This is a genomic window from Staphylococcus equorum, from assembly GCF_029531845.1.
In the GTDB taxonomy this organism is placed as follows: Bacteria; Bacillota; Bacilli; order Staphylococcales; family Staphylococcaceae; genus Staphylococcus; species Staphylococcus equorum_C.
In genome coordinates this window covers 1-21,588 of record NZ_JAMBPV010000007.1, presented here as the reverse complement: position 1 = coordinate 21,588, position 21,588 = coordinate 1, and the positions used below count along the sequence as shown (strand labels likewise).

General features: G+C 32.8%; 24 protein-coding genes and 1 pseudogene. 9 read left to right on the top strand and 16 right to left on the bottom strand.

Annotation, left to right across the window (positions count from 1 at the left end; genetic code table 11):
* Positions 1 to 131: 131 nt before the first annotated feature.
* Positions 132 to 560, bottom strand: coding sequence for a 6-pyruvoyl trahydropterin synthase family protein (locus tag M4L39_RS09575; RefSeq protein WP_277581805.1), 429 nt, complete (start codon positions 558 to 560; stop codon positions 132 to 134).
* 138 nt (positions 561 to 698) lie between these two features.
* Between M4L39_RS09575 and M4L39_RS09570 the strand changes: the two genes are divergently transcribed.
* Both M4L39_RS09570 and M4L39_RS09565 read left to right on the top strand, forming a co-directional pair.
* On the top strand, positions 699 to 1,052 hold the full coding sequence (locus M4L39_RS09570; RefSeq protein ID WP_277581804.1) for a DUF488 domain-containing protein: 354 nt from the start codon (positions 699 to 701) through the stop codon (positions 1,050 to 1,052).
* A 13-nt stretch (positions 1,053 to 1,065) separates the two neighbouring features.
* Complete coding sequence (locus tag M4L39_RS09565; protein WP_277581803.1) at positions 1,066 to 1,719, top strand: DNA-3-methyladenine glycosylase family protein; 654 nt, start codon at positions 1,066 to 1,068, stop codon at positions 1,717 to 1,719.
* Positions 1,720 to 2,129: 410 nt separating this feature from the next.
* On the opposite strand, the gene M4L39_RS09560 is transcribed toward M4L39_RS09565, so the two are convergent.
* Both M4L39_RS09560 and M4L39_RS09555 read right to left on the bottom strand, forming a co-directional pair.
* The gene (locus M4L39_RS09560; protein ID WP_277581802.1) at positions 2,130 to 2,711 is read right to left on the bottom strand and encodes a M23 family metallopeptidase; all 582 of its coding nucleotides are present in this window, start codon (positions 2,709 to 2,711) and stop codon (positions 2,130 to 2,132) included.
* Between the two features lie 202 nt (positions 2,712 to 2,913).
* Complete coding sequence (locus M4L39_RS09555) at positions 2,914 to 3,852, bottom strand: nucleoside hydrolase (protein WP_277581801.1); 939 nt, start codon at positions 3,850 to 3,852, stop codon at positions 2,914 to 2,916.
* A 394-nt stretch (positions 3,853 to 4,246) separates the two neighbouring features.
* Here M4L39_RS09555 and M4L39_RS09550 point away from each other — a divergent pair, with 394 nt between their 5' ends.
* On the top strand, positions 4,247 to 4,810 hold the full coding sequence (locus M4L39_RS09550) for a TetR/AcrR family transcriptional regulator (RefSeq protein WP_277581800.1): 564 nt from the start codon (positions 4,247 to 4,249) through the stop codon (positions 4,808 to 4,810).
* A gap of 62 nt (positions 4,811 to 4,872) precedes the next feature.
* Here M4L39_RS09550 and M4L39_RS09545 read toward each other — a convergent pair whose 3' ends face one another.
* Entirely contained in the window at positions 4,873 to 5,667 is a 795-nt protein-coding gene (locus M4L39_RS09545) for a trypsin-like serine peptidase (RefSeq protein ID WP_277581799.1), read from the bottom strand.
* A gap of 314 nt (positions 5,668 to 5,981) precedes the next feature.
* On the opposite strand from M4L39_RS09545, the gene M4L39_RS09540 reads away from it, so the two are divergent.
* Together M4L39_RS09540 and M4L39_RS09535 are read left to right on the top strand one after the other, a co-directional pair.
* Positions 5,982 to 6,953 carry an LLM class oxidoreductase gene (locus M4L39_RS09540; protein WP_277581798.1) on the top strand — a complete coding sequence of 324 codons (972 nt, stop codon included), beginning with the start codon at positions 5,982 to 5,984 and terminating at the stop codon, positions 6,951 to 6,953.
* Complete coding sequence (locus M4L39_RS09535) at positions 6,937 to 7,170, top strand: DUF896 domain-containing protein (protein ID WP_277581797.1); 234 nt, start codon at positions 6,937 to 6,939, stop codon at positions 7,168 to 7,170. Before M4L39_RS09540 ends, M4L39_RS09535 begins: the two co-directional genes overlap by 17 nt.
* Before the next feature lie 105 nt (positions 7,171 to 7,275).
* Here the strand turns inward: M4L39_RS09535 and M4L39_RS09530 are convergent, their stop codons facing one another.
* Positions 7,276 to 8,133, bottom strand: a complete 858-nt coding sequence (locus M4L39_RS09530; RefSeq protein ID WP_277581796.1) for a fructosamine kinase family protein — start codon at positions 8,131 to 8,133, stop codon at positions 7,276 to 7,278.
* Between the two features lie 261 nt (positions 8,134 to 8,394).
* Between M4L39_RS09530 and M4L39_RS09525 the strand changes: the two genes are divergently transcribed.
* Together M4L39_RS09525 and M4L39_RS09520 are read left to right on the top strand one after the other, a co-directional pair.
* Complete coding sequence (locus M4L39_RS09525; protein WP_277581795.1) at positions 8,395 to 9,459, top strand: quinone-dependent dihydroorotate dehydrogenase; 1,065 nt, start codon at positions 8,395 to 8,397, stop codon at positions 9,457 to 9,459.
* A gap of 73 nt (positions 9,460 to 9,532) precedes the next feature.
* Positions 9,533 to 9,955: a universal stress protein gene (locus M4L39_RS09520; RefSeq protein WP_277581794.1), complete on the top strand. Its 423-nt coding sequence runs from the start codon at positions 9,533 to 9,535 to the stop codon at positions 9,953 to 9,955.
* A 94-nt stretch (positions 9,956 to 10,049) separates the two neighbouring features.
* On the opposite strand, the gene M4L39_RS09515 is transcribed toward M4L39_RS09520, so the two are convergent.
* The 11 genes and pseudogenes from M4L39_RS09515 to yut all read right to left on the bottom strand — a co-directional run bounded on the left by M4L39_RS09515 (position 10,050) and on the right by yut (position 20,627).
* Positions 10,050 to 10,859, bottom strand: a complete 810-nt coding sequence (locus M4L39_RS09515; protein ID WP_277581793.1) for a Cof-type HAD-IIB family hydrolase — start codon at positions 10,857 to 10,859, stop codon at positions 10,050 to 10,052.
* 60 nt (positions 10,860 to 10,919) lie between these two features.
* A pseudogene (locus M4L39_RS09510) lies at positions 10,920 to 11,264 on the bottom strand (VOC family protein); the annotation flags it as partial.
* Between the two features lie 200 nt (positions 11,265 to 11,464).
* The gene (locus M4L39_RS09505; RefSeq protein WP_277581791.1) at positions 11,465 to 11,875 is read right to left on the bottom strand and encodes a MarR family winged helix-turn-helix transcriptional regulator; all 411 of its coding nucleotides are present in this window, start codon (positions 11,873 to 11,875) and stop codon (positions 11,465 to 11,467) included.
* A 60-nt stretch (positions 11,876 to 11,935) separates the two neighbouring features.
* Positions 11,936 to 13,402 (bottom strand): ribosomal protection-like ABC-F family protein, encoded by a 1,467-nt coding sequence (gene abc-f / locus M4L39_RS09500; protein WP_277581790.1) that lies wholly within the window; start codon positions 13,400 to 13,402, stop codon positions 11,936 to 11,938.
* 423 nt (positions 13,403 to 13,825) lie between these two features.
* Positions 13,826 to 14,743, bottom strand: a complete 918-nt coding sequence (locus M4L39_RS09495; RefSeq protein ID WP_277581789.1) for an ABC transporter substrate-binding protein — start codon at positions 14,741 to 14,743, stop codon at positions 13,826 to 13,828.
* Between the two features lie 131 nt (positions 14,744 to 14,874).
* Positions 14,875 to 15,564, bottom strand: a complete 690-nt coding sequence (locus tag M4L39_RS09490; RefSeq protein ID WP_277581788.1) for an ABC transporter ATP-binding protein — start codon at positions 15,562 to 15,564, stop codon at positions 14,875 to 14,877.
* Positions 15,557 to 16,336 (bottom strand): ATP-binding cassette domain-containing protein, encoded by a 780-nt coding sequence (locus tag M4L39_RS09485; RefSeq protein ID WP_277581787.1) that lies wholly within the window; start codon positions 16,334 to 16,336, stop codon positions 15,557 to 15,559. Before M4L39_RS09485 ends, M4L39_RS09490 begins: the two co-directional genes overlap by 8 nt.
* On the bottom strand, positions 16,329 to 17,150 hold the full coding sequence (gene nikC / locus M4L39_RS09480) for a nickel transporter permease (protein WP_277581786.1): 822 nt from the start codon (positions 17,148 to 17,150) through the stop codon (positions 16,329 to 16,331). The genes M4L39_RS09485 and nikC overlap by 8 nt, the downstream gene beginning before the upstream one ends.
* Positions 17,150 to 18,127, bottom strand: coding sequence for a nickel ABC transporter permease (gene nikB / locus M4L39_RS09475; RefSeq protein ID WP_277581785.1), 978 nt, complete (start codon positions 18,125 to 18,127; stop codon positions 17,150 to 17,152). The genes nikC and nikB overlap by 1 nt, the downstream gene beginning before the upstream one ends.
* Complete coding sequence (gene nikA / locus M4L39_RS09470) at positions 18,124 to 19,602, bottom strand: nickel ABC transporter substrate-binding protein (RefSeq protein ID WP_277581784.1); 1,479 nt, start codon at positions 19,600 to 19,602, stop codon at positions 18,124 to 18,126. Before nikA ends, nikB begins: the two co-directional genes overlap by 4 nt.
* 119 nt (positions 19,603 to 19,721) lie before the next feature.
* A complete protein-coding gene (yut, locus tag M4L39_RS09465; protein ID WP_277581783.1) occupies positions 19,722 to 20,627 on the bottom strand; it encodes an urea transporter in 906 nt (301 codons plus the stop codon).
* 215 nt (positions 20,628 to 20,842) lie between these two features.
* Between yut and M4L39_RS09460 the strand changes: the two genes are divergently transcribed.
* Positions 20,843 to 21,145, top strand: coding sequence for an urease subunit gamma (locus tag M4L39_RS09460; RefSeq protein ID WP_057513484.1), 303 nt, complete (start codon positions 20,843 to 20,845; stop codon positions 21,143 to 21,145).
* A 15-nt stretch (positions 21,146 to 21,160) separates the two neighbouring features.
* Positions 21,161 to 21,559 carry an urease subunit beta gene (locus M4L39_RS09455; protein WP_277581782.1) on the top strand — a complete coding sequence of 133 codons (399 nt, stop codon included), beginning with the start codon at positions 21,161 to 21,163 and terminating at the stop codon, positions 21,557 to 21,559.
* Positions 21,560 to 21,588: the final 29 nt, after the last annotated feature.

The following is a 21,588-nucleotide window of genomic DNA, read 5'->3' as shown; positions in this document are numbered from 1 at the left end:
TAACTTTTTAAAAAAATAGCCCATAAAAGTCGCGAATAAAAGCCGACAGATAACGTTTAAGTAATCTATCGACTATTGATTATATATTTAATTTGAGTCTTATAATTTTTTATTTTCTTCCATAATAACGTTTATTTTTCCATTAATTCAGAAGTTATTACAAGGCCTTGTGTTTCAGTTTCAAAAAATTCTAGTTTTTGAAGCTTATTATTTTCTGGTAATAAGCGATCGAATTGTTCCCAAATCCAAAAAGCGATATTTTCCGCAGTTGTATTCATATCTGGCAACGTTTCGTTCACTAATTTACCATCTAAATAAGGTTCGATTTCTTTTTTATATAACTTATCAACTTCATTAAAATCCATTGCTAGGCCATAATCATCAATTGCAGATAAAATTTCAATGTTGAATTTGTATAAATGATTCTCTAAATCTTTGTGGAATTTTTCAGTAAAATAAATACGATTATCGCATGTAAATTCATAATAGTTTTTTATACATACATCGTTATCTCGATATTTGAATTGTTGAGGTGGTTGCACATTATCGAAATTTGTCATTAAACTCACTCCTATTTTTCTCTTTGTATCTATATACCCTTTCTTTTTCTTCTATAATTAAAATGGCTATGTTTTTCTATATTCATTATAGGTAATTAAGTATTGTAGAGATATTTATTTATAGAAAGGATGAATGCTATGTCTATTCACATTCAAAGAATTTATGATAAAGAACAAAAAGATGGCGTACGTATACTTGTAGACCGAGTTTGGCCAAGAGGTATGTCTAAAGAGGATGCAAATTTAGATTATTGGTTAAAAGAACTTGCGCCTACATCTGAGTTAAGAAAATGGTTCGATCATGATCCTAAATTGTATGCTGCTTTCAAAGAAAAATATGAAAAAGAATTACGTGAAAATGAGGATCAGCAAGAAGCATTTAACGAACTCAAAGAAGTCATATCTCATACTAAAAAAAATATTATTTTATTATTTGCTGCTAAAGATGAAGAACATAACCAAGCTGTTGTACTTCAAGACTTGTTAAAATAAGGTGGTAGTAGAAATGACCACATGGAATATTCATATACAAGATGACTGCGTTCAACAATTAATTAAAAAAGATGCAACATTAGCATTGCTTATTAAAAAAATTGGCAATCTCCAAATCAATATTCGTCCTAACCCATTAAAATCTTTAATTCGATCGATTATAGGGCAACAAATTACAGTTAAAGTGGCCGTATCTATTTTTGAAAAGCTAACTGATACCATCAATGATGAATGGACAGTTGATAAACTTTCTGAAATCGAAGACACTCAAATGAAATCTTTGGGTTTATCTAAATCTAAAATTAATTATATTCATAATTTAGTAACACATATACAACAAGGGAAACTAGACTTGGAAAATTTACACAAGTTAACTAACGATGAAGTTATTCGTACATTAACTGAAGTGAAAGGTATTGGGCAATGGACTGCCGAAGTTTTTCTATTATTTACATTACAGCGTCCAGATGTTGTCCCTATACATGATGTTGGTCTACAAAGGTCAGCACAATGGTTGTACGATACAACTAAAGATCAACGGAAAGCACAGCTTTCTTTATGTTCAGAACATTGGGAGCATTGTGCCTCTGTTGGTGCATTCTATTTATGGGAAGCCATACATCAAAATTATTTAGCTTACGATTCCATACATGACATCAACGACTAATCTTCTGTATACAAGGGAGCCGACCAGAAATCTAATTTTTCTAACAAGATTTCATCGTATGAACCTGGCCCGGCAAAGCTGACTAGAAAATGAATACAAGAGCTGAAGCTCTTGCATAAGAACTAATTGTCTTCATAAATGAAGTAGTAGTTCTTTAAAAGCTTGATATAAGTGCATTTTCAATTCAATCAGCCACTGCCAATATAATAATTGAGACTGAGACATGTATTTATGTTTCAGTCTCTTGTTCTTTTCACAGTTTTTCCTTGATACAATCTTTGATCATTCATCTCACTGTTTAATTCTTATTGGTAATTGAGATAATCTCTTTGCATTAGTTCACTTATATATTCATTTTTATATGTGATTGCTTTTGTATAAGTTCAATCAATAATGATGAATGCTTTATATTATTTTTTATATAAACTTTTTTCGCCATCGGGTAACTTTTCTACAAATGATTTAGGGTCTTCCGCATACGTATTACCTAAGCCACCATTCATTCTTTGGAAATGGAGATGGGCACCTGTTGTTTGTTCACCTGTATTACCGGAAAGTGCAATGACATCACCCGCTTGCACTTTGTCACCTACTTCAACCTTAAAATCATTTAAATGCATATACCACTGATGGTACTGACCATTTGCTTCCGATATTTGTATGACTTTTCCACCTAAATCGTTATTAAATGTACGTGTTACTGTACCATCTGAGGCAGATTTTATAGGCGTATCTTCTGGCAAATGATAATCTATACCATAATGTTTGCCCTCAAAATTACTTCTCTCATATTCACCAAATGTTTCTGTTTCTCTGCTTCCATCAAATAAATTGCTAAATGAGTTATCACCATCTTCATCAGCATCGTTATTTCTTTCTTCAGTAAAATATTTATTCATACTGTCTTGAATGTCGTCTATGTTAATAATGAGTAGTGTTAACGGAACTATAATAATAATAAGCAAGACAATTGTTTTTATCGTATTTTTCACTATTCAAATCACCTTTAATATATTTAAGTTATGATATATTAGTATACTTTTTATAGTTTTGATACGCTAATCATACAGCTTGAAAATGGCTCATACTTTAGTTGGATGTAACAAAAAGTCATCATATATTGTTTATACAATGACTCCTCTCATGACTCTTATTTTAAATTATACTACATCGATTCTGTAGTTATAACTTATTTTAAGAACTATAACTTCCAAGCATATTTTCCATCAGTTTCCATACTTTTTCTACATCGACTGCAGTAGCGAAATAAGCATTTTTTTCTTTATGTGTAATATCATTTAAATCTACTGCCATTGTCCCATATGTAAGCGGACTTTGGTGTTCAATATCTATGTGTGTATGTTGCATCGTAAATAGGTCTGGCTGTAATAAATACAAGATAGTACAAGCATCATGTATTGGTCCACCATCCATATTAAAATGTGTTTTATAAGTTGATTTGAAAAACTCCAAAAGTTCAACGACAAATCTAGCAATTTGATTGTCGATACGCTTAAAGCGATTAATCACTTCATCCGTTGCCAATACTTGGTGTGTGACATCTAACCCGAACACATTAATTGTTACACCACTATCAAAGACACGTTTAGCCGCTTCAGCATCTACCCAAATATTGAATTCCGCGTTTGGCGTCCAATTACCGAATGTGCCGCCTCCCATGATTGTTATAGAATCAATATATTGTGTGATACTTGGATCTTTAATTAATGCAGTTGCTATATTAGTTAATGGCCCCGTAGCAACAATAGTAACTGGTTCTTTACTTTGCTTTAAAGTTTTAATAATGACATCAGCAGCATGATCTGGTGTTGGTTTAAGAGATGGCACTTCAGGTAATTTTGGACCATCCAAACCAGTATTGCCATGAATTTGGGAGGCAAATGAAGCAGGCTTAATTAACGGGCGTGTTGCACCAACTGAGACATTGATATCTCCTCTCCCCATAACTTCGAGCACATTCAACGCGTTCTTAGTGTTTTTTTCAACAGATTGATTCCCTGCCACTGTAGTTACTGCTAAGACATCAAGTAAGCTGTTTTTTGCACCAGCTAAAATTAAAGCAATTGCGTCATCATGTCCTGGATCACAATCCATAATGATCTTTTTATCCATATGCTTCACTCCAATCAAAATATTTCAGACGTGTTGCTCATTTCAAATCTCAAAATTAAAACTATAGCTAATACTGAAATTTCATTTAAAAATTCGCTATAACAAGAATCTTCTACGTAAACGTTACTGTATTTTAATCCTTCAATTCGAAATCTTGCCACATTTCTATCATACTACTTTTTAATATGGTAGTAACAATATTAACTAATCAATATTCAAACTGAAAATCATAGTAATAAACCAATTATGAAATAATGTAATTAATGTTAAAGCGCGCCGTTTTATATTTGTTTTTTAATCACTGCAAATCAAGCACATTGACATTCGTGAACTAAAGCCAGATAATTTGTATAAATTCTATTATTTGTAACTTATTTAAGGAGGTGTGAAGTCAATGACGACAACACATGTTGATCCACGAATTACCAGAACTAAAAAATTATTGATGGATGCCTTTCGTGACATCGCGAAAGAAAAGAAATTACAAACCATTACAGTGAAGGATATAACCGAACGCGCAACTGTTAATCGTGCTACATTCTATGCTCACTTTTATGATAAATATGACATTATGGACTATACCTTGTCAGAAACCATTCTTAAAAACTTAAATGACAACTTGACCCTTGCTTCTGAACTTAATGAAGAAACATTATGCAAAACGTTTATCACAATTACAAGTTATATTGAAGAAACACATAATGAATGTAAATTAAATAGTGCTGCATACGGTGAAGTAGTTGAAAAGAGAGTAAAGGAAGAATTGGAAGACATTTTCTTAACATTAATCGTACAAAAACATCCAAATGAAGACAGAGAAGCATTAGCTACGAGCGCTCGCTTTTTATCTTGGGGACTATATGGCACAGCTAAACATTGGTTTCATACGAGCAATACTTCTGCGCGCACCTATATCGAAAAAGCACTTCCATTGTTTATGAGTCAAGTACTGAAATAATTTATACAAAAAGCCTCTAAAGCAATGTTTACTTGCTCTAGAGGTTTAATATCTTTCAAAAACTATTTTTTGTTTTCATTTATAAAGTCTAATACATCACCAGTTAACGCGACGCCATTATTACTTTCGCCTTCTACACCACCGTAATGTAATCCTACCACTTCATTATTACCATTGAAGATTGGAGAACCGGAGTTGCCACCAAATGTACTCGCACCATATGTAAGTTGCGTGCCGTTATTAGTTAATATCTCTCCCTTACTTTCCCACATTGTAGCTAACGATTTATCACCTGGATAACCTGTTACTGTTATAGGATCACCTTCACTAACACTTGATGCATCTTGGATTGTTGCGGGTTGTACGACATCACCTACGGACTGCCCTTTATCGTTAGTATTGAAATGTACAAGTACTAAATCTTCTTGACCAGGGTAAGCTTGGACTTCTTTTTCAGTAAATTGGCCATTTGGGTATGAACCTTCATTTTTAGCTGCAGGTGCAAATGTCATATCGCCATTTGAAAGATTAGCAACATGCTTATTTGTTAATACAGTATTTTCGTCGATGACTACGCCTGTCGCTATATTTTCTCCCATATTAATGTACCCTACTGATTGGTAATGGCCTGTAGTGGTATTTTCAATTTGTGTTCTATCTTCATCAGGTAATATGACCTTTGGCATAACTTCTGAGGACTGCGTATTAGTTGTATTATCATTTTGTTGCGTTTGAGTTGGCTGATTCGTTGTACCGTTATTTTGAGTATCCATAGCTGCAGAACTACTAAATGGTGCAATTGCGGATAACATTACCAAAGAAAAAGCTATACTACCTATCATTTTTCTTATAAACATAAATAACCCTCCATCAAAATATATTATACTATTTAAATTTAAAGACTTTTTCAAAAATAATCAAATCATAATATTAACTATTGAAAATATATCACCTTAATTTATAAGTTTTTTTAATAGTATATTCTTAGGTTATACCCTATCTTCGAAAATAGTATCATTTTCAAAACAACACATTTCTCTTTATGTCGTTTAAACGATAAATCGCTAAACATGTTGTTTGCATTATATTTCATGGCGTAATACAATACATTTAAACAACAGGTGTTAGTTAGATGATACTTGTTGGTTAAATGAAGTTAGGAGGGATAGACGTGACAACAATTCAAAAACACAATGGTTTCAAACGGACTTTTCAACAGGATCATTTGACGTTAGGCTTAACGTTACCTTTTGATAATTCTGAACACATCGCATTGTCGTTGGAATATCAAGTTGATTTAGCACAATACGCTGAAACGCTTGGATTTACGAGCCTTTTTGTAAGGGACAGTCCACTTTATAGCCCACATTTAGGTAATGTAACGACAAACTACGATCCGTTTGTATTTTTAACTTATCTCAGCGCCAAGACATCAAAAATCGCTCTCGGAACATCTAGTATTGTTGCTACATTACGTCATCCAATTCATATAGCGAAAGCTGCTACTTCTCTTGACTTAATTTCAAATGAGCGATTTTTATTAGGTGTTGCTACAGGAGATCGATCATTCGAATTTCCCGCTTTTAAAGTGAATACAGACAATTTAACTGAGCAATTTCAAACAACGATAACCTCTATAAACGATTTATGGGCAACGCATTCTCCACAAATCTCAAATTCTATATTTGAATTATATGAAGATGCCGGTTTACAAATACTACCAAAGCATAAACATATTCCAATGTTTGCTACTGGTTATTCAAAACAAAATATGACTTGGTTAAAGAAACATATGGATGGCTGGATGTTTTATCCACAAAATTTCCAACAACAAAAGAAATTATTACAAGAGTGGCATCATAACGATGTATTCAAACCTTTTATGCATCCGCTCGTTATCGATTTATCGATTAATCCAGATGAGTTGGTTAAACCTATTAAAGGTGGTTATCGCTTAGGTAGAAATACTTTAATAAAAATATTAAAATCGTATGAACGTATAGGTACGAATCATATTATGCTACATTTAGTTGAAAATGAAAGAACTTATAAAAATATATTAACAGAGGTTGGAAATTATGTTATTCCACACTTCCCACCTCATGAATTGCAGGAGGAAAAAAATTATGACACTATTAGATAGAATTAATATACTTGCAAATAAAGAAAAAGTTGAAACATTGAGCATTGAAGAAAAACAAGAACAACATGTGTTAAGACAAGAATATTTACAAATGATTCGTGGACAAGTCGTTAACACATTCTCAACTTTGAAAGTCGTTGATCCTTTAGGTGAAGACATTACGCCAGATAAAGTCTATAAATTACGTGAAGATATGGGCACTTTAGATTTTAATTAAAACGATGAGTAAATAGTGAATATACAAAAAAACGGCTGTTAGCTTTCACATCAAAGCTAACAGTCGTTTGCTATTTCTGAGTTTCACAAAGTGCAATTACTTATATCAATCGTTTAAAATTTTTTGCATTGAACGATCAACACTACTCGCATACATATTTCCGAATTTTACTAAGTGCACCATTAATAAATAAAGTCTATAAAATTCTAAGCGTTTCTCCGCACCATCGCTCAATGGATAATGCTTATTATATTCATCATAAAATGTTTGTGTAAAACCACCAAACACAGTAGTAATACCTAAATCAAATTCTCTATCACCATATAATGGTGCCGGATCAAATAGCGCAGGCGAACCATTTTCTAAAAACATATAGTTGCCTCCCCATAAGTCTCCATGCAGTAAGGAAGGTTTACTCGTATGCTTATTCAGTGCATCTATAATGACCTTACGTACACGTTTATATGTTTGAGTATCGTCATCTGTCCATAATTTCAACCGTAATAATTCATCTTTTAAATGATCCAGACGGCGTTCCACAAATAATGTCGTCCATGAATCTGTCCAGCTATTATCAAATGAAATATCTCCGCCTTCATAAGGTAAATTAAACCCAAATTTTCCTGATGATTGTTGTTGGCTATGCATTTTTGCAACAAGCTGTCCTAATTCACTTTGACTGCCAGTCGTACCTTCCTCTAAAAAAGATAATAGTAAATAAGCATCGCCATTAACTTCTCCACTTCCAACCACCTTAGGCGCGGTAATTTGAGCTTGTTCAAAAAGGTTTAAACCTGCAATCTCTGCTGCAAAGAAATCTTCATTACGATTGCGTTGTACGAGTAAAAAATAAGTTTCATCTGGTGTGTTCACTTGGAATGCTTCATTCACATCTCCACCACCAACCGGTGATATAGATTCTATATAATTTAATGGAAGTTGTACTTGCCATTCTTGTTTCATTTTTATCCCTCCATAACTATTGACTATAATATCGCTATTTAATTATTACCGTTTTCAACATTTATTAATCAATAATACTTATTTCCATACGTTTTATGTGACACTTCTTAAAATTATCTTGATTTACTCTAGGCATATATTCAGTAAAATGCTAGTCTATTAAAGACATCATTTTCAATATAGTCAACAATATAAATTTACTTTTGGCTTAAATACATATTTTCAGTACTAATAAAATTCGATTAACGGAGTGATAATCTCATGTATAAACTAATTAAACCGATTTTATTTCAATATGATCCTGAAAAAGCACATGGTATGACGATCGACGCACTTAAATTCGTGCAAAAACATTCCAAGTTATTACCAGTCGTTGAACAATTATTCCATTATGAGCATGCGCTATTACATCAAGAAATTCAAGGGGTTCATTTTGACAATCCTATTGGTCTCGCAGCAGGCTTTGATAAATCTTGTGAAGTCCCTAAAGCTTTAGAAAAAGCTGGCTTTGGTGCTATAGAACTCGGTGGTATTACACCTAAACCACAACCTGGTAATCCTAAACCACGTATGTACCGATTAGTTGAGGATAATGCTTTAATTAACCGTATGGGGTTTAACAATTTAGGGATGAATAAGGCGCTTAGCAATTTACGTAAGTACAGCTATCGAGTACCTGTAGGTTTGAATGTGGGCGTGAATAAATTTACTGCTTATGAATCACGTTATGAAGATTATATTAAAGTAATCGATACATTTAGAAATGATGTAACTTTCTTTACTGTGAATATTAGCTCGCCTAACACTAAGAATTTACAAAGCTTCCATGACAAAGATGAATTCTCACAACTTTGTTCCGCAATTCAATCTTATAAAGACAGTCACGATATCAACGTTCCAATTTTTATTAAGCTGACTTCAGATCTTGATTTAGACAGTTTAGGGCGTATGTTAAACCCTATCGTTGAAACTTTTGATGGCATCATTTTAGCTAATACAACTCAAAAACGTGACCAGTTACATTCAAACAACCGTCATGAAACTGGTGGTTTGAGTGGTAAACCACTATTTGAACGTAATTTAGAACTCATTTCTTATGCTTATAAACAAACAAATGGTCAGTTTTTAATTATTGGTACTGGCGGTATATTTAATACAAATGACGTCATTACAATGATGCGTCACGGTGCTTCACTCGTACAACTTTATAGTGCTTTAGTATTTGAAGGGCCAGGACTAACTAAAAAATTAAATAAAAACTTAGCAAAATATCTTAAAACAGAAGGTTATGGGCATATAAGTGATATTATAGGATTAGATGTATAAAATTTAGCAATTAATTTAAAATCATATTACATTATTTTTATTAGGGTATGTAAATAATAAAGGAGGCGCTATTATGTACAAGAAAATACTATTAGCTTATGACTTTGGCAACACATTCGATAACGTTCCGAAAGAACTAAAAAATTTAACTGCTGGCGTAGATGACGCTGAAATCACAATTTTTAATGTTATTTCTGAAGGAGACTTACAAACTTCTGTACGCTATGACGGTAAACATTTTGAAGAATTGGCTAACGAAAAAGGCAAAAAACTTGATCCATTTGTTCAAAAATTAGAAGATCTCGGTTTAAACGTTCGCGTGAGATTTAGTACAGGATACATCAAGCAATCTATTCTACAAGAAGTGGAAGAAAACCAATATGACATCATCGTCATGAGTAATAAACGTGCAAAACCAGACATTAAAAATGTCCTTGGGAATGTCACTCATAAGATTGCTAACAGCGCGAACCTCCCTGTGTTAATTATAAAATAATAGATATAAAATAAAGGAAGCCTCCATTTTATTTTTGGAAGCTTCCTTTATTTTTTAGAATTTCAATCAATGATTTTAGATTTCTATTCTTTCTTTATCCTTCTTGATTTAAGTAACTTTCAATCACTTGTAATACACCAGATTCATCATTAGATGGCGCACGGTTTTGAGCTATTTTTTCAAGTTCTGGACTACATTTTGCCATAGCATAACTATGTGTCGTCAAAGCAAGCATTTCCAAGTCATTATTAGCATCTCCAAAAGCTAATAATTCGTTTTGCTCTATTCCCCATTGATTTAAAAGTGCTTGAATCGCTACACCTTTATTCACTCCTGGTAAAATAAGATCCACACTCTCAGCACCACTTGTCACAGCACGTATTTCATGAGCATATTCACTTTCCAAACCAGCTTTAACTTGCTTTACTATATTGTCATCTTTAATTCTCATCGCAACTTTAACAAATTGATCATCTTTGATATCACTAAAGTTTTCAACTTTTTCAATATCATAGTAATAGTTTGTAATAAAATTCATGAATTCATCGCTACAATCACTTTTAACATATGCTGATTTAACCCCACTTACTATAACATCAGAGATATTATAATCCACCATAATTGTCTGCAAAATATCAAAAGTAAGTTGTTGATCAAAATGTGAGGAAGACACTAACGTATCATTAACATATGTAACAGCGCCATTTTCTGCTACGTACGTGATTTGTGCTTCTTTTCCTGGGAAATATGATCTTAATTGGGCATATTGATTACCACTTGCTACAATAAATTTCATATTACGTTTCGTTACTTCTTCAAATATTTTTTCAAAATATATTTCATCAAAAGTATGATTGGATTTAAATAACGTTCCATCTTTGTCTACTGCAATTGCTTTTATCATCGGTATACATCCTTCCAAATTCGTTATCCACCCTAACAATGTATCTGTGTTTCACTTACTCTACATCACTACAACATTAAATAAATGACCATCTATGTCACTAAACAAACCACCATAAAAACCTTCTAGCATCGTACCGCTCTGCAATACTTTACCGCCTGCTTCTTCAGCTTTATTTAATAAAGCATCAACATCTTGAGACTGGGATACGGAAATAGAAACTAATGCTTCACTTGAGCCTATATTAGAAAGGTGAGCTGCTTTTTTAAATTGGCTATGTTCGATAAGCATGATAATTTTATTATCAATTGTTTGAATTCCTCTCATTTTATCTAAAACAGCACCATTTTGCTGAATTTCAAAGCCAATTGCACTAAAAAATACTTCGCTTGCTTTAAGATCGTTTACTGGTAAATTTAGCTATGCTGATTGTATATCCATATTAACACGCTCCCTATTTTTACTCACCATATCATATCTTGCTCTATATGAGTCATTAATCATCTGCTTTAAACAATGTAATCCTTAACCACTTACATTTTGCTTATATTTATAGTGCAAGTACTATTTCCTAGGTTATAACACTGAAGATAAAATCTACTGAATTAATCGCCATCAATTTGTGTAAGTTTACGAATATGCGTTAAGTCTATCTTTTCAATCAATTGTTCATATGTGTCCAATGCCTTTTTAGTCATTGTTAATCCTTCTTCAGTTAGATAGATGTACATAGCCCGCTGATCATCAATACATTCTTGTCTAAAAATGAGAGGTCGATCTATTTTTTCTATCCTAACGATTAACCGCGACATTGCGCTTTGACTCAAATCTACAATTTTGATTAAATCATTCATTTTATATTTTTTTCCTGTTGCTTTATAAATTTCGTATAGTACATAAAATTCTTTTAAGCTTAAATGATATTGCTGTTTTAATGTCTTCTCTATTAATGTTTCTGTATAGTGAACATATTTTGTCATTTCAACCCAATTATTTATTTTTTGCTGTTGTTCCATATAACATCCCCCTAACCCTTATCTAATATCTATATTTATTTTGCTGCGCATTTTATAGCCTTACGTTACATCATAAATCGCTTGTTTTGTTAATTCCCATTTTTTATCTGCCACGTTTTCAATAAATTTTGTATCATGAGAAGTGAATAAAATGATGCCCGGATAAGAATTCATAAATAATTCCAATGCTTCTAATGTTTTTATATCTAAAAAATTAGTAGGTTCATCTAAGATTAACATATTAGCTTTAGTAGAAAATAACACAACTAAAGATAATTTTGTTCTTTCACCACCACTTAGAGCTTTACATGAACGCTCAAGCGCCTCATTTAATCCTAAGTTATTTAATATAGCTCGAGCAAAGTGTTCTTGCGTATCGGTTTCTTCCATTAAAAATTGTAATAGTGAAACTTCTCGCATTTCTTCATAATTAAGTTGACGATAATAGGCCATACGCACTTTTGGTGAACAATCAATCCCTTCTTCTTGATGATATATCGCTTCAAACAAAGAAGTTTTACCTACCCCATTATCACCAATAATTGCAATATTACAACCGTATGGAATTTGAAATCGTGTATTATTAAGGAGCGGAATATCTTCTTTTATTAGTGTGAAATTTTGAGCAATAATTGGATAATTATTATGCACTTCATAAACTTTACTTTGAGGAAATTGAAAATCATATTGCTGTCTAGGTCTTTCTATTTCTTTCATTTGTTCTAATCGCTTTTCTATATGTTTCGCCTGTTTCTGTGCTGCTTTCTCAACTGTATCTTTTTGTTTAGAAGCACTGTACCTATCTGGTTTAATGCTTTTATTTTTTTGTTTAGATGTTACTTTTCCGTATTTTTGCGCTTGTTTATGTTTTTCTTCACTCGCTCTGGTTAGTCTAGCTTTCTCAATTTGATATTGTTGATATTGACGATTCTGTTCAATAGATTCTTGCTCTAATTGAGCATGATATTGACTATAATTCCCTTTAAACACCCTTATTATCCCATCATTTTGTATTTCCCAAACTGTATCTACAATGTCATCTATAAGCGTTCTATTGTGAGTAACCATTATTAATGTTCCATAGTAATATTTTAAAGTCTCAGTTAAATAGTCAATTCCATTTTTATCTAAATGGTTCGTTGGTTCATCTAATAATAAAATGGGACTATAATTTGATATAATATTAGCTAATTTATACTTTGCTTTTTCTCCCCCACTCATTTTATCTGTCGTATGCATTGGAAGTTTGAGCTGACTTAACACATCACCTTTTAATTGGTTAAAATCACTGTTTATCTCCATACTTAGTTGTTTAAAATATTGCATGTCACCATTGACTTCTACCGTACCTGAATCTGGTTTAATAGTTTGATTTATCATATTTAATATCGTTGTCTTACCTGTACCATTTGCTCCGATTAACGCTATTTTTTCAAATTGATACGCATGTAGCGTTTCGATTTCTAAAGAACGAAAATCTGTTAAATAGTGTTTTATTTGATTAAATTTAATTGTATATTCCATCATTGATATACACTCCTTATTAATAAAAGGAAGTGCACGCAAAAAAATAAGACAGGTTTCTCCTATCTCATTCACATAATATATTAATGACATCTACTATATTTCAGTAATAGTGATTTATTAATACATTATCTTCTTATTAGGAAAAAATGACATACTTCACCCTATGAGAATGTGGCGTGAACTAAACCTTTTTGAATTTATTATGATTATGATTCAAAAAGATTCTAGCGAAGTCTCATAGAAGCTGTCATTTTAATCCTCCTTGTCTTTAAAATATTGCATTTACTGTAACATCTTGATTATATTTTTTCAATTAAACACTTTTAATAACTTCATCATATAGTGACAGCAACTTACTTTTTAAACAAAAAAACATACTGAAAGGCTTTATAAATAAAAAGTCCTTTCAGTATGTTCTTCTCGTTATGAATTGCTATTTAATAATTTCTCTTTTAGATCTTTACGTTCATATTCTAATGAATATGGATCATTCAACCAATAAATACCTTCGTCTACTTTAAATGTGTGATTGTTTTGTACCGCTTCAGTATTTTTCCAAATTTCCTTATTTTCAAATGATAAGTCAGAGCCTTTTGCTACAGGCGTCACAACATAATCGCCAGCCATTTCAGGAAGCTCTTCTTCTGAGATATCTGCTAAATCATTTTTCTTTGTTGCTTTTTCTACTGTCTCCGGCATTTTCAACCCAAATGAATCGTATAAAATCTCACTACCATGACCATATGTCTTACCTAGTGCATAGATTTTTTTATCAAAGTCTTTGAGGATAGACACTGTTGTATCTGCTCCAATGGCATCTTTGATTTCTTTACCATCATCTTTTGTTTTTTGCTCCCAGTCTTCAACCCATTTTTGAGCTTTATCTTCTTTGCCAACAATTTCCCCTAACTCTAAGTGTTGTTCTTTATAGTCGTGTTTTGCATAATCAAAAGCGACAGTTGGCGCTATTTTTTTCATTTTTTTCAAGTTTTTATCTGTATTATAAGTAATGATTAAATCTGGTTTGAGTTTTGCGACACTTTCTACATTTTCAGCATCTACCTTCTCAACATCTTTAAATTTTTCTTTTAATACTTTACTGTCATCAACGATATTCGCAACTCCTACAATATTCGCATCAAGTTGTTTTAAACCACCTGCATATGTTGCACCTAAAACGACAATACGCTTAGGATTTTTAGGTATTTTCACTTTATCTCCTGAGTCTTGTTTGTAAGTTGTTTTTTCGCTATCTTTTTTAGACGACTTGTCTTCTGAGCCATTGCTACACGCTGCAAGTACAAGTACCAACACTAACAAAGGTAATAATAGTTTCTTCATTGTTTTATGTCCCCTTTTTTTATCGTATTTTAAATTATACAGGAAGTTGTATTAAACACAATAATATATAAAGAATTACTATTTGAAATTCTAAATGATTGTAAATGCTATATAAACAAACAGTTACTTTCTTAATATATAGAAAGTAACTGTTTTGTATATTCATGTCGTTGATCACTAAATAAATCATCTATATTAAAATCATCTACAATCCCACCATTTTTCATTACAATGACTCTTTCAACCAAATGATTTAAAAAGGCAATATCATGCGAAATCATCAACATGCCTTTTTGTGTTCTGTGATGATAATCTTTTAGCACTTCTATCATTTTTTGCTCTGCAATAACATCTAAGCTAGCAGTAATTTCGTCACATAAGAGCATATCTGGTTCCAACATCAGTGTGCGGATTGTGTTAAATCGTTGTAATTGTCCACCGCTTAATTCATCAGGCAATCTATCCAACAACTTAGAATCTAATTCCATAAATGTCATCAATGATTTCATTCTTCGATGCACATCACTCGTAACCGTGCCTTTATAATATTTTATTGGCTCTGCTAAAGATTTCTCCATATTAAATTTCGGATTAAAACTATCATACGCATGCTGAAATATAGGTAATAATGTTAATCCATGTGTGATAATTTGTCCTTGAGTCGGTTGAAGTAAACCTAGCATGAGATGTGCTAAAGTCGTCTTCCCTGAACCACTTTCACCTACGATCCCAATAATTTCATCCTCTTTTATAGTCAGGTTAATATTAGTTAAAATAATCTCTTGATCGTATTTAAAGTTTATTCCTTTTACTTCAATCATAAACATTCTCCCTTCTTAGCTGGCTACGGGAATCAAATAATTCCAGGCTATAAGGTTTTATATTGTGATTTTTAAATGCTTTAACATGATTAGACTCTATCATTTCTCCATGACGTATCACATTAATCCAGTCACTAAAATCTAAAACATGGGATAAATTATGTGTGATTATTAATAACGTCACTTGATGCACTTCCGCTAAATGTTTTATTAAGTTCATTACATTATAACCCGTTATCGCATCTAATGATGAGGTTGGTTCATCAGCGATAATAACTTCTGGATTTAACATCAATACGCTCGCAATTTGTACCCTAGCAAGTTGTCCTCCGGATAAACTAAAGCAGTAGCGTTCCATGACTTGGTCAGGTACTAAATCTACCCATTGTAATGCTTTGATGACAAATTGCTTTGCCACCGCTTTCTTAACTTTATAGTGCATTCTATAAATAGCCATAAGTTGCTTGCCTAATTTTGTATGATCATTAAAACTATGTGTATAGTCTTGTGAAATAAAGCCTATATCTTTGCCCAATAAGGTACGCACATCTCCGACATTTTGATTTTTGTAATATAACGCATCGAATTCCATATCTAATGCGCGTGGTACACGTTGAACGAGTGCTTTGGCAGTTAAACTTTTCCCTGAACCACTTTCACCAACTAGGACATTCACTTTACTTTGCTTTAGCCCTAGATTGATATTGTGGATGAGTTCAGTTCCTGAATTATCTTTGATTGATAGATTAGATATCTCGAGTATATTAGTCATCCAAATCACGCTTCCCTTTTAATAATTTGTCTCGTAACGCATCACCAGCCAAATTAAATAATAAAATTGTTAGTGTAATTAAAGTTGCTGGAACAATTAATAGTAATGGATAAGAACTGATATAGTCACGTCCAGCATTAAGCATTGCTCCCCATTCAGGTGAAGGTGGTTGCGCACCTAGTCCTAAAAAGGATAATGATGAAATATAAAGAATTATTTTACCGAAATCCACAGTCATCAGCACAATAATAGATGGTGTAACTTGTGGTAAAAAATGCTTCCAAATAATTGTACGCGTTGGCACATTGAATAACTTAGCCATTTGTATATACGGCTTCATCATTTCACTACTTACTACAGAACGCGTAAGCCTTGTATATGTCATCCATTTAATTATTGTAATCGCGATGACTAAATTCCAAATACTCGGTTTAAAAAAGCTGGCGAATGCAATCATCAATACAAATTCTGGAATACTTAGTCCAATGTCAATTAAACGCATAATCACTGTATCGACGATGCCCTTTTTGTAGCCTGCTAACAGTCCAAGTGGGACACCGATAATTACCGTAACGAGTAATGTAATCAAACTGATAAGTAAAGTGTATCTTGCCCCAACGATAACTCTCGACAATAGATCTCTACCATAGTCATCTGTCCCTAACCAATGGGTCAAACTTGGCATTTCCAAAGCATTACCTAAATGTACTTCTAACGCACTATGAGTTGAAACAAAAAATTGCGCTATTATAATTACGATGAGATAGAGGGCAAAAACATAGAAAATGAGATTGTATTTATCAATATGTTTCATTACATCTCACCATCCTGACGCTCTACTTTAGTCTTTTTACGCTTTTTGTTGTAGCGACGTTTTGGATCTAGCCATAATAACAGTAAGTCACTGATTGTGTTAGCTAGAACTACAAGGAAACCAATCATAAGGACTGCCCCTTGCACGACAGGATAGTCCCTTGCTCTAATACTATCAACAAGGAAATGACCAATACCTGGTATGCTAAATAAGTTTTCAATAACAACCGTGCCTCCGATAAGACTCCCTATAGACATACCCAAGACTGTAACGACTGGTATAATAGCAGGTTTAAACAAATCTTTCCATAAAATATAACGTTCAGACATCCCTCTGAGTCGTGCCGCTTCTACTTCTTTAGATTGGTACAATTCTACTAAATTAGAACGCATTAATCTGACATAATAGGCGCTCATCCCTATACTAAGTGCTATCACAGGTAAGACGTACCCTGATAGCGAATCTAATCCAGATGATGGAAGTAAGTTGAGTTTTTGAGCAAATACATAAATTAACAATGTTCCTAAAAAGAAGGAAGGTATACTCACAGTAAAAGATGTAATGATACGTATCAATGTATCAATCCAAGTATGATAGTATTTCGCTGCGATAATACCTAATGGTACTGCTACAATAAAAACGATAATGATAGTCAGAACAGCAATAAATGCCGTAGGTGGCGTATAATAAATCAATTCATTGATTACAGGTTCCCCCGTTTGATAACTCGTACCAAAGTTCAATTGCACAATTTGACCTAACCATTGAACATATTGGATGACTACGGGTTGATCTAAACCTAATTTTTGTTTAGTCGTTTCAATTTGTTCACTTGAAACGTTAGCCACATCTAAATGTAAAATTTTATCGACTGGGTCTCCTGGCGTAAGCTTCATTAATATAAAAGTGATAGTAGAAAGGACAAACAATACAATGATCATTTGTCCAATTCTAGAAAGTATATTTTTTAATATCATTGTTTTTTATCTACTTTATAATCGATAAGGTAGACGCCTTCAGGTGTTGCTTTTAAGTTTTCTACATCTTTACTCATACCGACGATATTATCATTATATGAAATATAGCTATTTGCTAAATCATTGCTAGTTATATCAATAATTTCGTTCGTTAAACGATCACGTTCATTTGTATCTACTGTTTTATTAAATTGATTTATTAGCCCAGTGACTTTGTCATTATCATAATTACCCGCATTAATCGCACCTTGTGGTTTATACGCTTGGTTAAAGAAATAACCTGTGTCTCCTCTTGGAATCGTACCAAAGCTATAAAGTGATGCGTCCCACTGACTTTGATCTTTTAGGTAACCTTGGATATCATCCACATTACGTAATTTAATATCAATATTTGCCTTTTTAGCATCTGATTGAATGACTTGTGCAATCTTCGGAAGCTCTGGACGCCCATTATACGTTGAAACTGTTAATTGTAATGGGTGTTCTTTTGTATAGCCTTCTTTTTCCATTATTTTTTTCGCTTTATCTATATCTTGTTTTTGTACTTGTTGATTCTCTATGAAATCCAATTTTGTATTGAAAGGACCCGTTGCTGGTTCTGCATGGCCTTTAGACACATTTTTAGCAATGCTTTCACGATCTATTACTTTATCGAGTGCTTCTCGTACAGGTTGCGTCATTTTATCGCTTGTATGATTATATAAGAGTAATCCTGTTCTAAATCCTGAAACATTTGATACTTTTGTTTCATTACTCTCTTTTAGCGTTTTTACTTTTTCAACAGGTACATCTGTAATGACATCTGCTTTACCTGATTCTAAATCACTCGTACGTGCGTTACCATCCTCTTGATAAGTAACATTAATATGATCTAGTTTCGGTTTACCTTGCCAGTAGTCCTTATTCTGATCTAACTTAATTTTTTGAGATTGCTTATAGTCTTTAATTTGATACGGCCCAGTACCAACAGGGGTTTTATTTACATCGCCCTCTGCTTCAGTATCATAGATTGCTGAAAATGGACTAGCAAGCTCTGAAACTAATTCAGGATATGCTTCTTTTGTCGTAATCGTAACATTTTGTCCGTCTACTTTAATGTCCTTGATAGGAAGCGATCCTTTTACCAAGTCACTTTTCTCAATACTTTCTTCCAAACTAGATTTCACTGCTTTACCAGTCACCTTTTTACCATTTTGGAATTTAATATCATCTTTTAATTTTAAATCTAGTTGGGTTGGTGATTTTTGATTATATGATTCAACTAATAATTTTTGAACTTTTCCTTCTGCGGATGCTTTAAACAAAGATTCTGCTGCACCAATTTTCACTGGTACGTCTGTTTCATAAGGGGCGATTGAAGTTGTTTTTAGAGGTAACTCAATGTCCAAAGTGTTTCCTTTAGATTGAGTTCCAGATCCACTACAACCTGCTAAAGTAATTGCTGCAGTTGCAAACAATACAACTAATTTTTTCATTTATATTCCTTCTTTCTAAAAAATCACTCTTAAAATCAATTAGAAATTTATATTTTAAAAATTATAACAATAGAGTTAACTACACTTTCAACCATATTGCTTTAAATTTTAATGTTATATCACTCTATTTGTTGTTCTTTCATTTGATTACCAGCGAATAACATAATCCACGTAGCAATAATAAATGGCAATGTAAATACCGGCAAGCCAAATGGCGTTAATAACGTAGTCATGCCTGCATGTAATACGACAGTTAGCAGAATACCTAACACAATACTTATATAACGTGGAATCCTAGTACTAAACGCTATACCTAAAGCTAACACTGTAAGTATGACATTATAACCAAACAAACCATCATTAATTTGGTCGTGATTGCCACCAAGTACTGTTACTGCTGCAAAACCTATAATATTTGCAATAATTGCAAATGTACCAGCTTTTCTAGAAGCAATAAAAATACCAATAAGAATTAATATACCTGCAATCATATTTTTAAGTAAAAAGATTTCACTGAACCCCGTTAAAAATGCACTTATAAAGTCGACACTATGACCAGAAAACTTAATTTCTCGAACTGTATTTGGCAAAATATTAACATCTGCGTTCACAAATTTAAATTGGAATGACATGAGCAATACAACCCAACTTACGAATACATATGGCATTGTTAACATTGGCACACCAAATGGTTTGAAAAACTCTCTAAATGCCGAACCAATAGGCATTGTTATAATAATCGCCAATAATACAATAACCACACTATACCATTCTGGCACTAAAAATAATGTTAATGCAATCGCAGTAAGTACGGGATTGAAACCGGCCAATCCCGTATTAATTTCCTCTTCTGAATAATTCGTGCGTTTTGCGATCAATAACGAAATGACACTTGCACTTAAAGCCATTAGCCCCACTTTCCAATTACCTACAAAAATACCCGCTAAAACAAACAATCCCGTCCACGAATTGTTCAGTAATAATACTTGCGCAATATTCTTCAATATTATCCGAATAGCGTCCACATGGTCACCTGATTTCTATATACTTTGACTTAAATAATAATATATTAATATCCACTAAATTTAAAGAGATAAATATCGTCCGTAATAAAATTAATATTTTTATTTTTTCACGCTTACAAGGGGTTATTCTTGTAGTTGAATACTAATCGGCATATCATTATATAGCGGACATAATTAACGTACACTATATAAATAATTGAAAGGTAGTGAAGCTCGTGCATTTTACACAACGTGAACAAGATAAGTTGATGTTAGTCGTAGCTGCAGATTTAGCACGTAGACGACAACAACGCGGTTTAAAATTAAATTATCCAGAAGCAGTAGCTATAATTAGTTTTGAACTACTTGAAGGTGCTAGAGATGGGAAAACCGTAGCAGAACTGATGAGTTACGGGAAACAAATATTAAGTGAAGATGATGTAATGGAAGGCGTTGCCGACATGCTAACAGAAATGGAAATTGAAGCGACATTCCCTGACGGAACTAAATTGATTACCGTCCATCACCCAATCGTATAAAGGAGGATTTATATTATGAAACCTGGCGAAATTATAGTTAAACGTACAGAAATAGAAGTAAATAAAGGTCATAAATCCACACTACTTAATGTGAAAAACACTGGGGATCGACCAATACAAGTTGGTTCACATTATCACTTTTTCGAAGCGAATCCAGCGCTAGACTTTGACCATGAAAAAGCCTATGGTAAACGACTGGATATTCCTGCTGGCGCAGCCGTTCGTTTTGAACCGGGTGATGAGAAAGAAGTTCAACTCATTGAATATTCTGGCAAACGAAAAATTTATGGTTTTCATGGCGCTGTGAATGGCCCAATTGATGAATCTCGTGTCTATAGAGATGAAGATTTATCTACAGATGAAGTTAACAAAGAAAACGAAAATGCTAATAAAGAAAGTGGGTATAAAGCATGAGTTTTAAAATGACGCAATCACAATATACA

What these genes read in the sequence shown, in the direction of transcription:
- M4L39_RS09575 (WP_277581805.1), bottom strand. Translation starts at nt 560, where the DNA reads ATGACAAATTTCGATAATGTGCAACCACCTCAACAATTCAAATATCGA.
- M4L39_RS09570 (WP_277581804.1), top strand. Translation starts at nt 699, where the DNA reads ATGTCTATTCACATTCAAAGAATTTATGATAAAGAACAAAAAGATGGC.
- M4L39_RS09565 (WP_277581803.1), top strand. Translation starts at nt 1,066, where the DNA reads ATGACCACATGGAATATTCATATACAAGATGACTGCGTTCAACAATTA.
- M4L39_RS09555 (WP_277581801.1), bottom strand. Translation starts at nt 3,852, where the DNA reads ATGGATAAAAAGATCATTATGGATTGTGATCCAGGACATGATGACGCA.
- M4L39_RS09550 (WP_277581800.1), top strand. Translation starts at nt 4,247, where the DNA reads ATGACGACAACACATGTTGATCCACGAATTACCAGAACTAAAAAATTA.
- M4L39_RS09545 (WP_277581799.1), bottom strand. Translation starts at nt 5,667, where the DNA reads ATGTTTATAAGAAAAATGATAGGTAGTATAGCTTTTTCTTTGGTAATG.
- M4L39_RS09535 (WP_277581797.1), top strand. Translation starts at nt 6,937, where the DNA reads ATGACACTATTAGATAGAATTAATATACTTGCAAATAAAGAAAAAGTT.
- M4L39_RS09530 (WP_277581796.1), bottom strand. Translation starts at nt 8,133, where the DNA reads ATGAAACAAGAATGGCAAGTACAACTTCCATTAAATTATATAGAATCT.
- M4L39_RS09525 (WP_277581795.1), top strand. Translation starts at nt 8,395, where the DNA reads ATGTATAAACTAATTAAACCGATTTTATTTCAATATGATCCTGAAAAA.
- M4L39_RS09520 (WP_277581794.1), top strand. Translation starts at nt 9,533, where the DNA reads ATGTACAAGAAAATACTATTAGCTTATGACTTTGGCAACACATTCGAT.
- M4L39_RS09515 (WP_277581793.1), bottom strand. Translation starts at nt 10,859, where the DNA reads ATGATAAAAGCAATTGCAGTAGACAAAGATGGAACGTTATTTAAATCC.
- M4L39_RS09505 (WP_277581791.1), bottom strand. Translation starts at nt 11,875, where the DNA reads ATGGAACAACAGCAAAAAATAAATAATTGGGTTGAAATGACAAAATAT.
- abc-f (WP_277581790.1), bottom strand. Translation starts at nt 13,402, where the DNA reads ATGATGGAATATACAATTAAATTTAATCAAATAAAACACTATTTAACA.
- M4L39_RS09495 (WP_277581789.1), bottom strand. Translation starts at nt 14,743, where the DNA reads ATGAAGAAACTATTATTACCTTTGTTAGTGTTGGTACTTGTACTTGCA.
- M4L39_RS09490 (WP_277581788.1), bottom strand. Translation starts at nt 15,564, where the DNA reads ATGATTGAAGTAAAAGGAATAAACTTTAAATACGATCAAGAGATTATT.
- M4L39_RS09485 (WP_277581787.1), bottom strand. Translation starts at nt 16,336, where the DNA reads ATGACTAATATACTCGAGATATCTAATCTATCAATCAAAGATAATTCA.
- nikC (WP_277581786.1), bottom strand. Translation starts at nt 17,150, where the DNA reads ATGAAACATATTGATAAATACAATCTCATTTTCTATGTTTTTGCCCTC.
- nikB (WP_277581785.1), bottom strand. Translation starts at nt 18,127, where the DNA reads ATGATATTAAAAAATATACTTTCTAGAATTGGACAAATGATCATTGTA.
- nikA (WP_277581784.1), bottom strand. Translation starts at nt 19,602, where the DNA reads ATGAAAAAATTAGTTGTATTGTTTGCAACTGCAGCAATTACTTTAGCA.
- M4L39_RS09455 (WP_277581782.1), top strand. Translation starts at nt 21,161, where the DNA reads ATGAAACCTGGCGAAATTATAGTTAAACGTACAGAAATAGAAGTAAAT.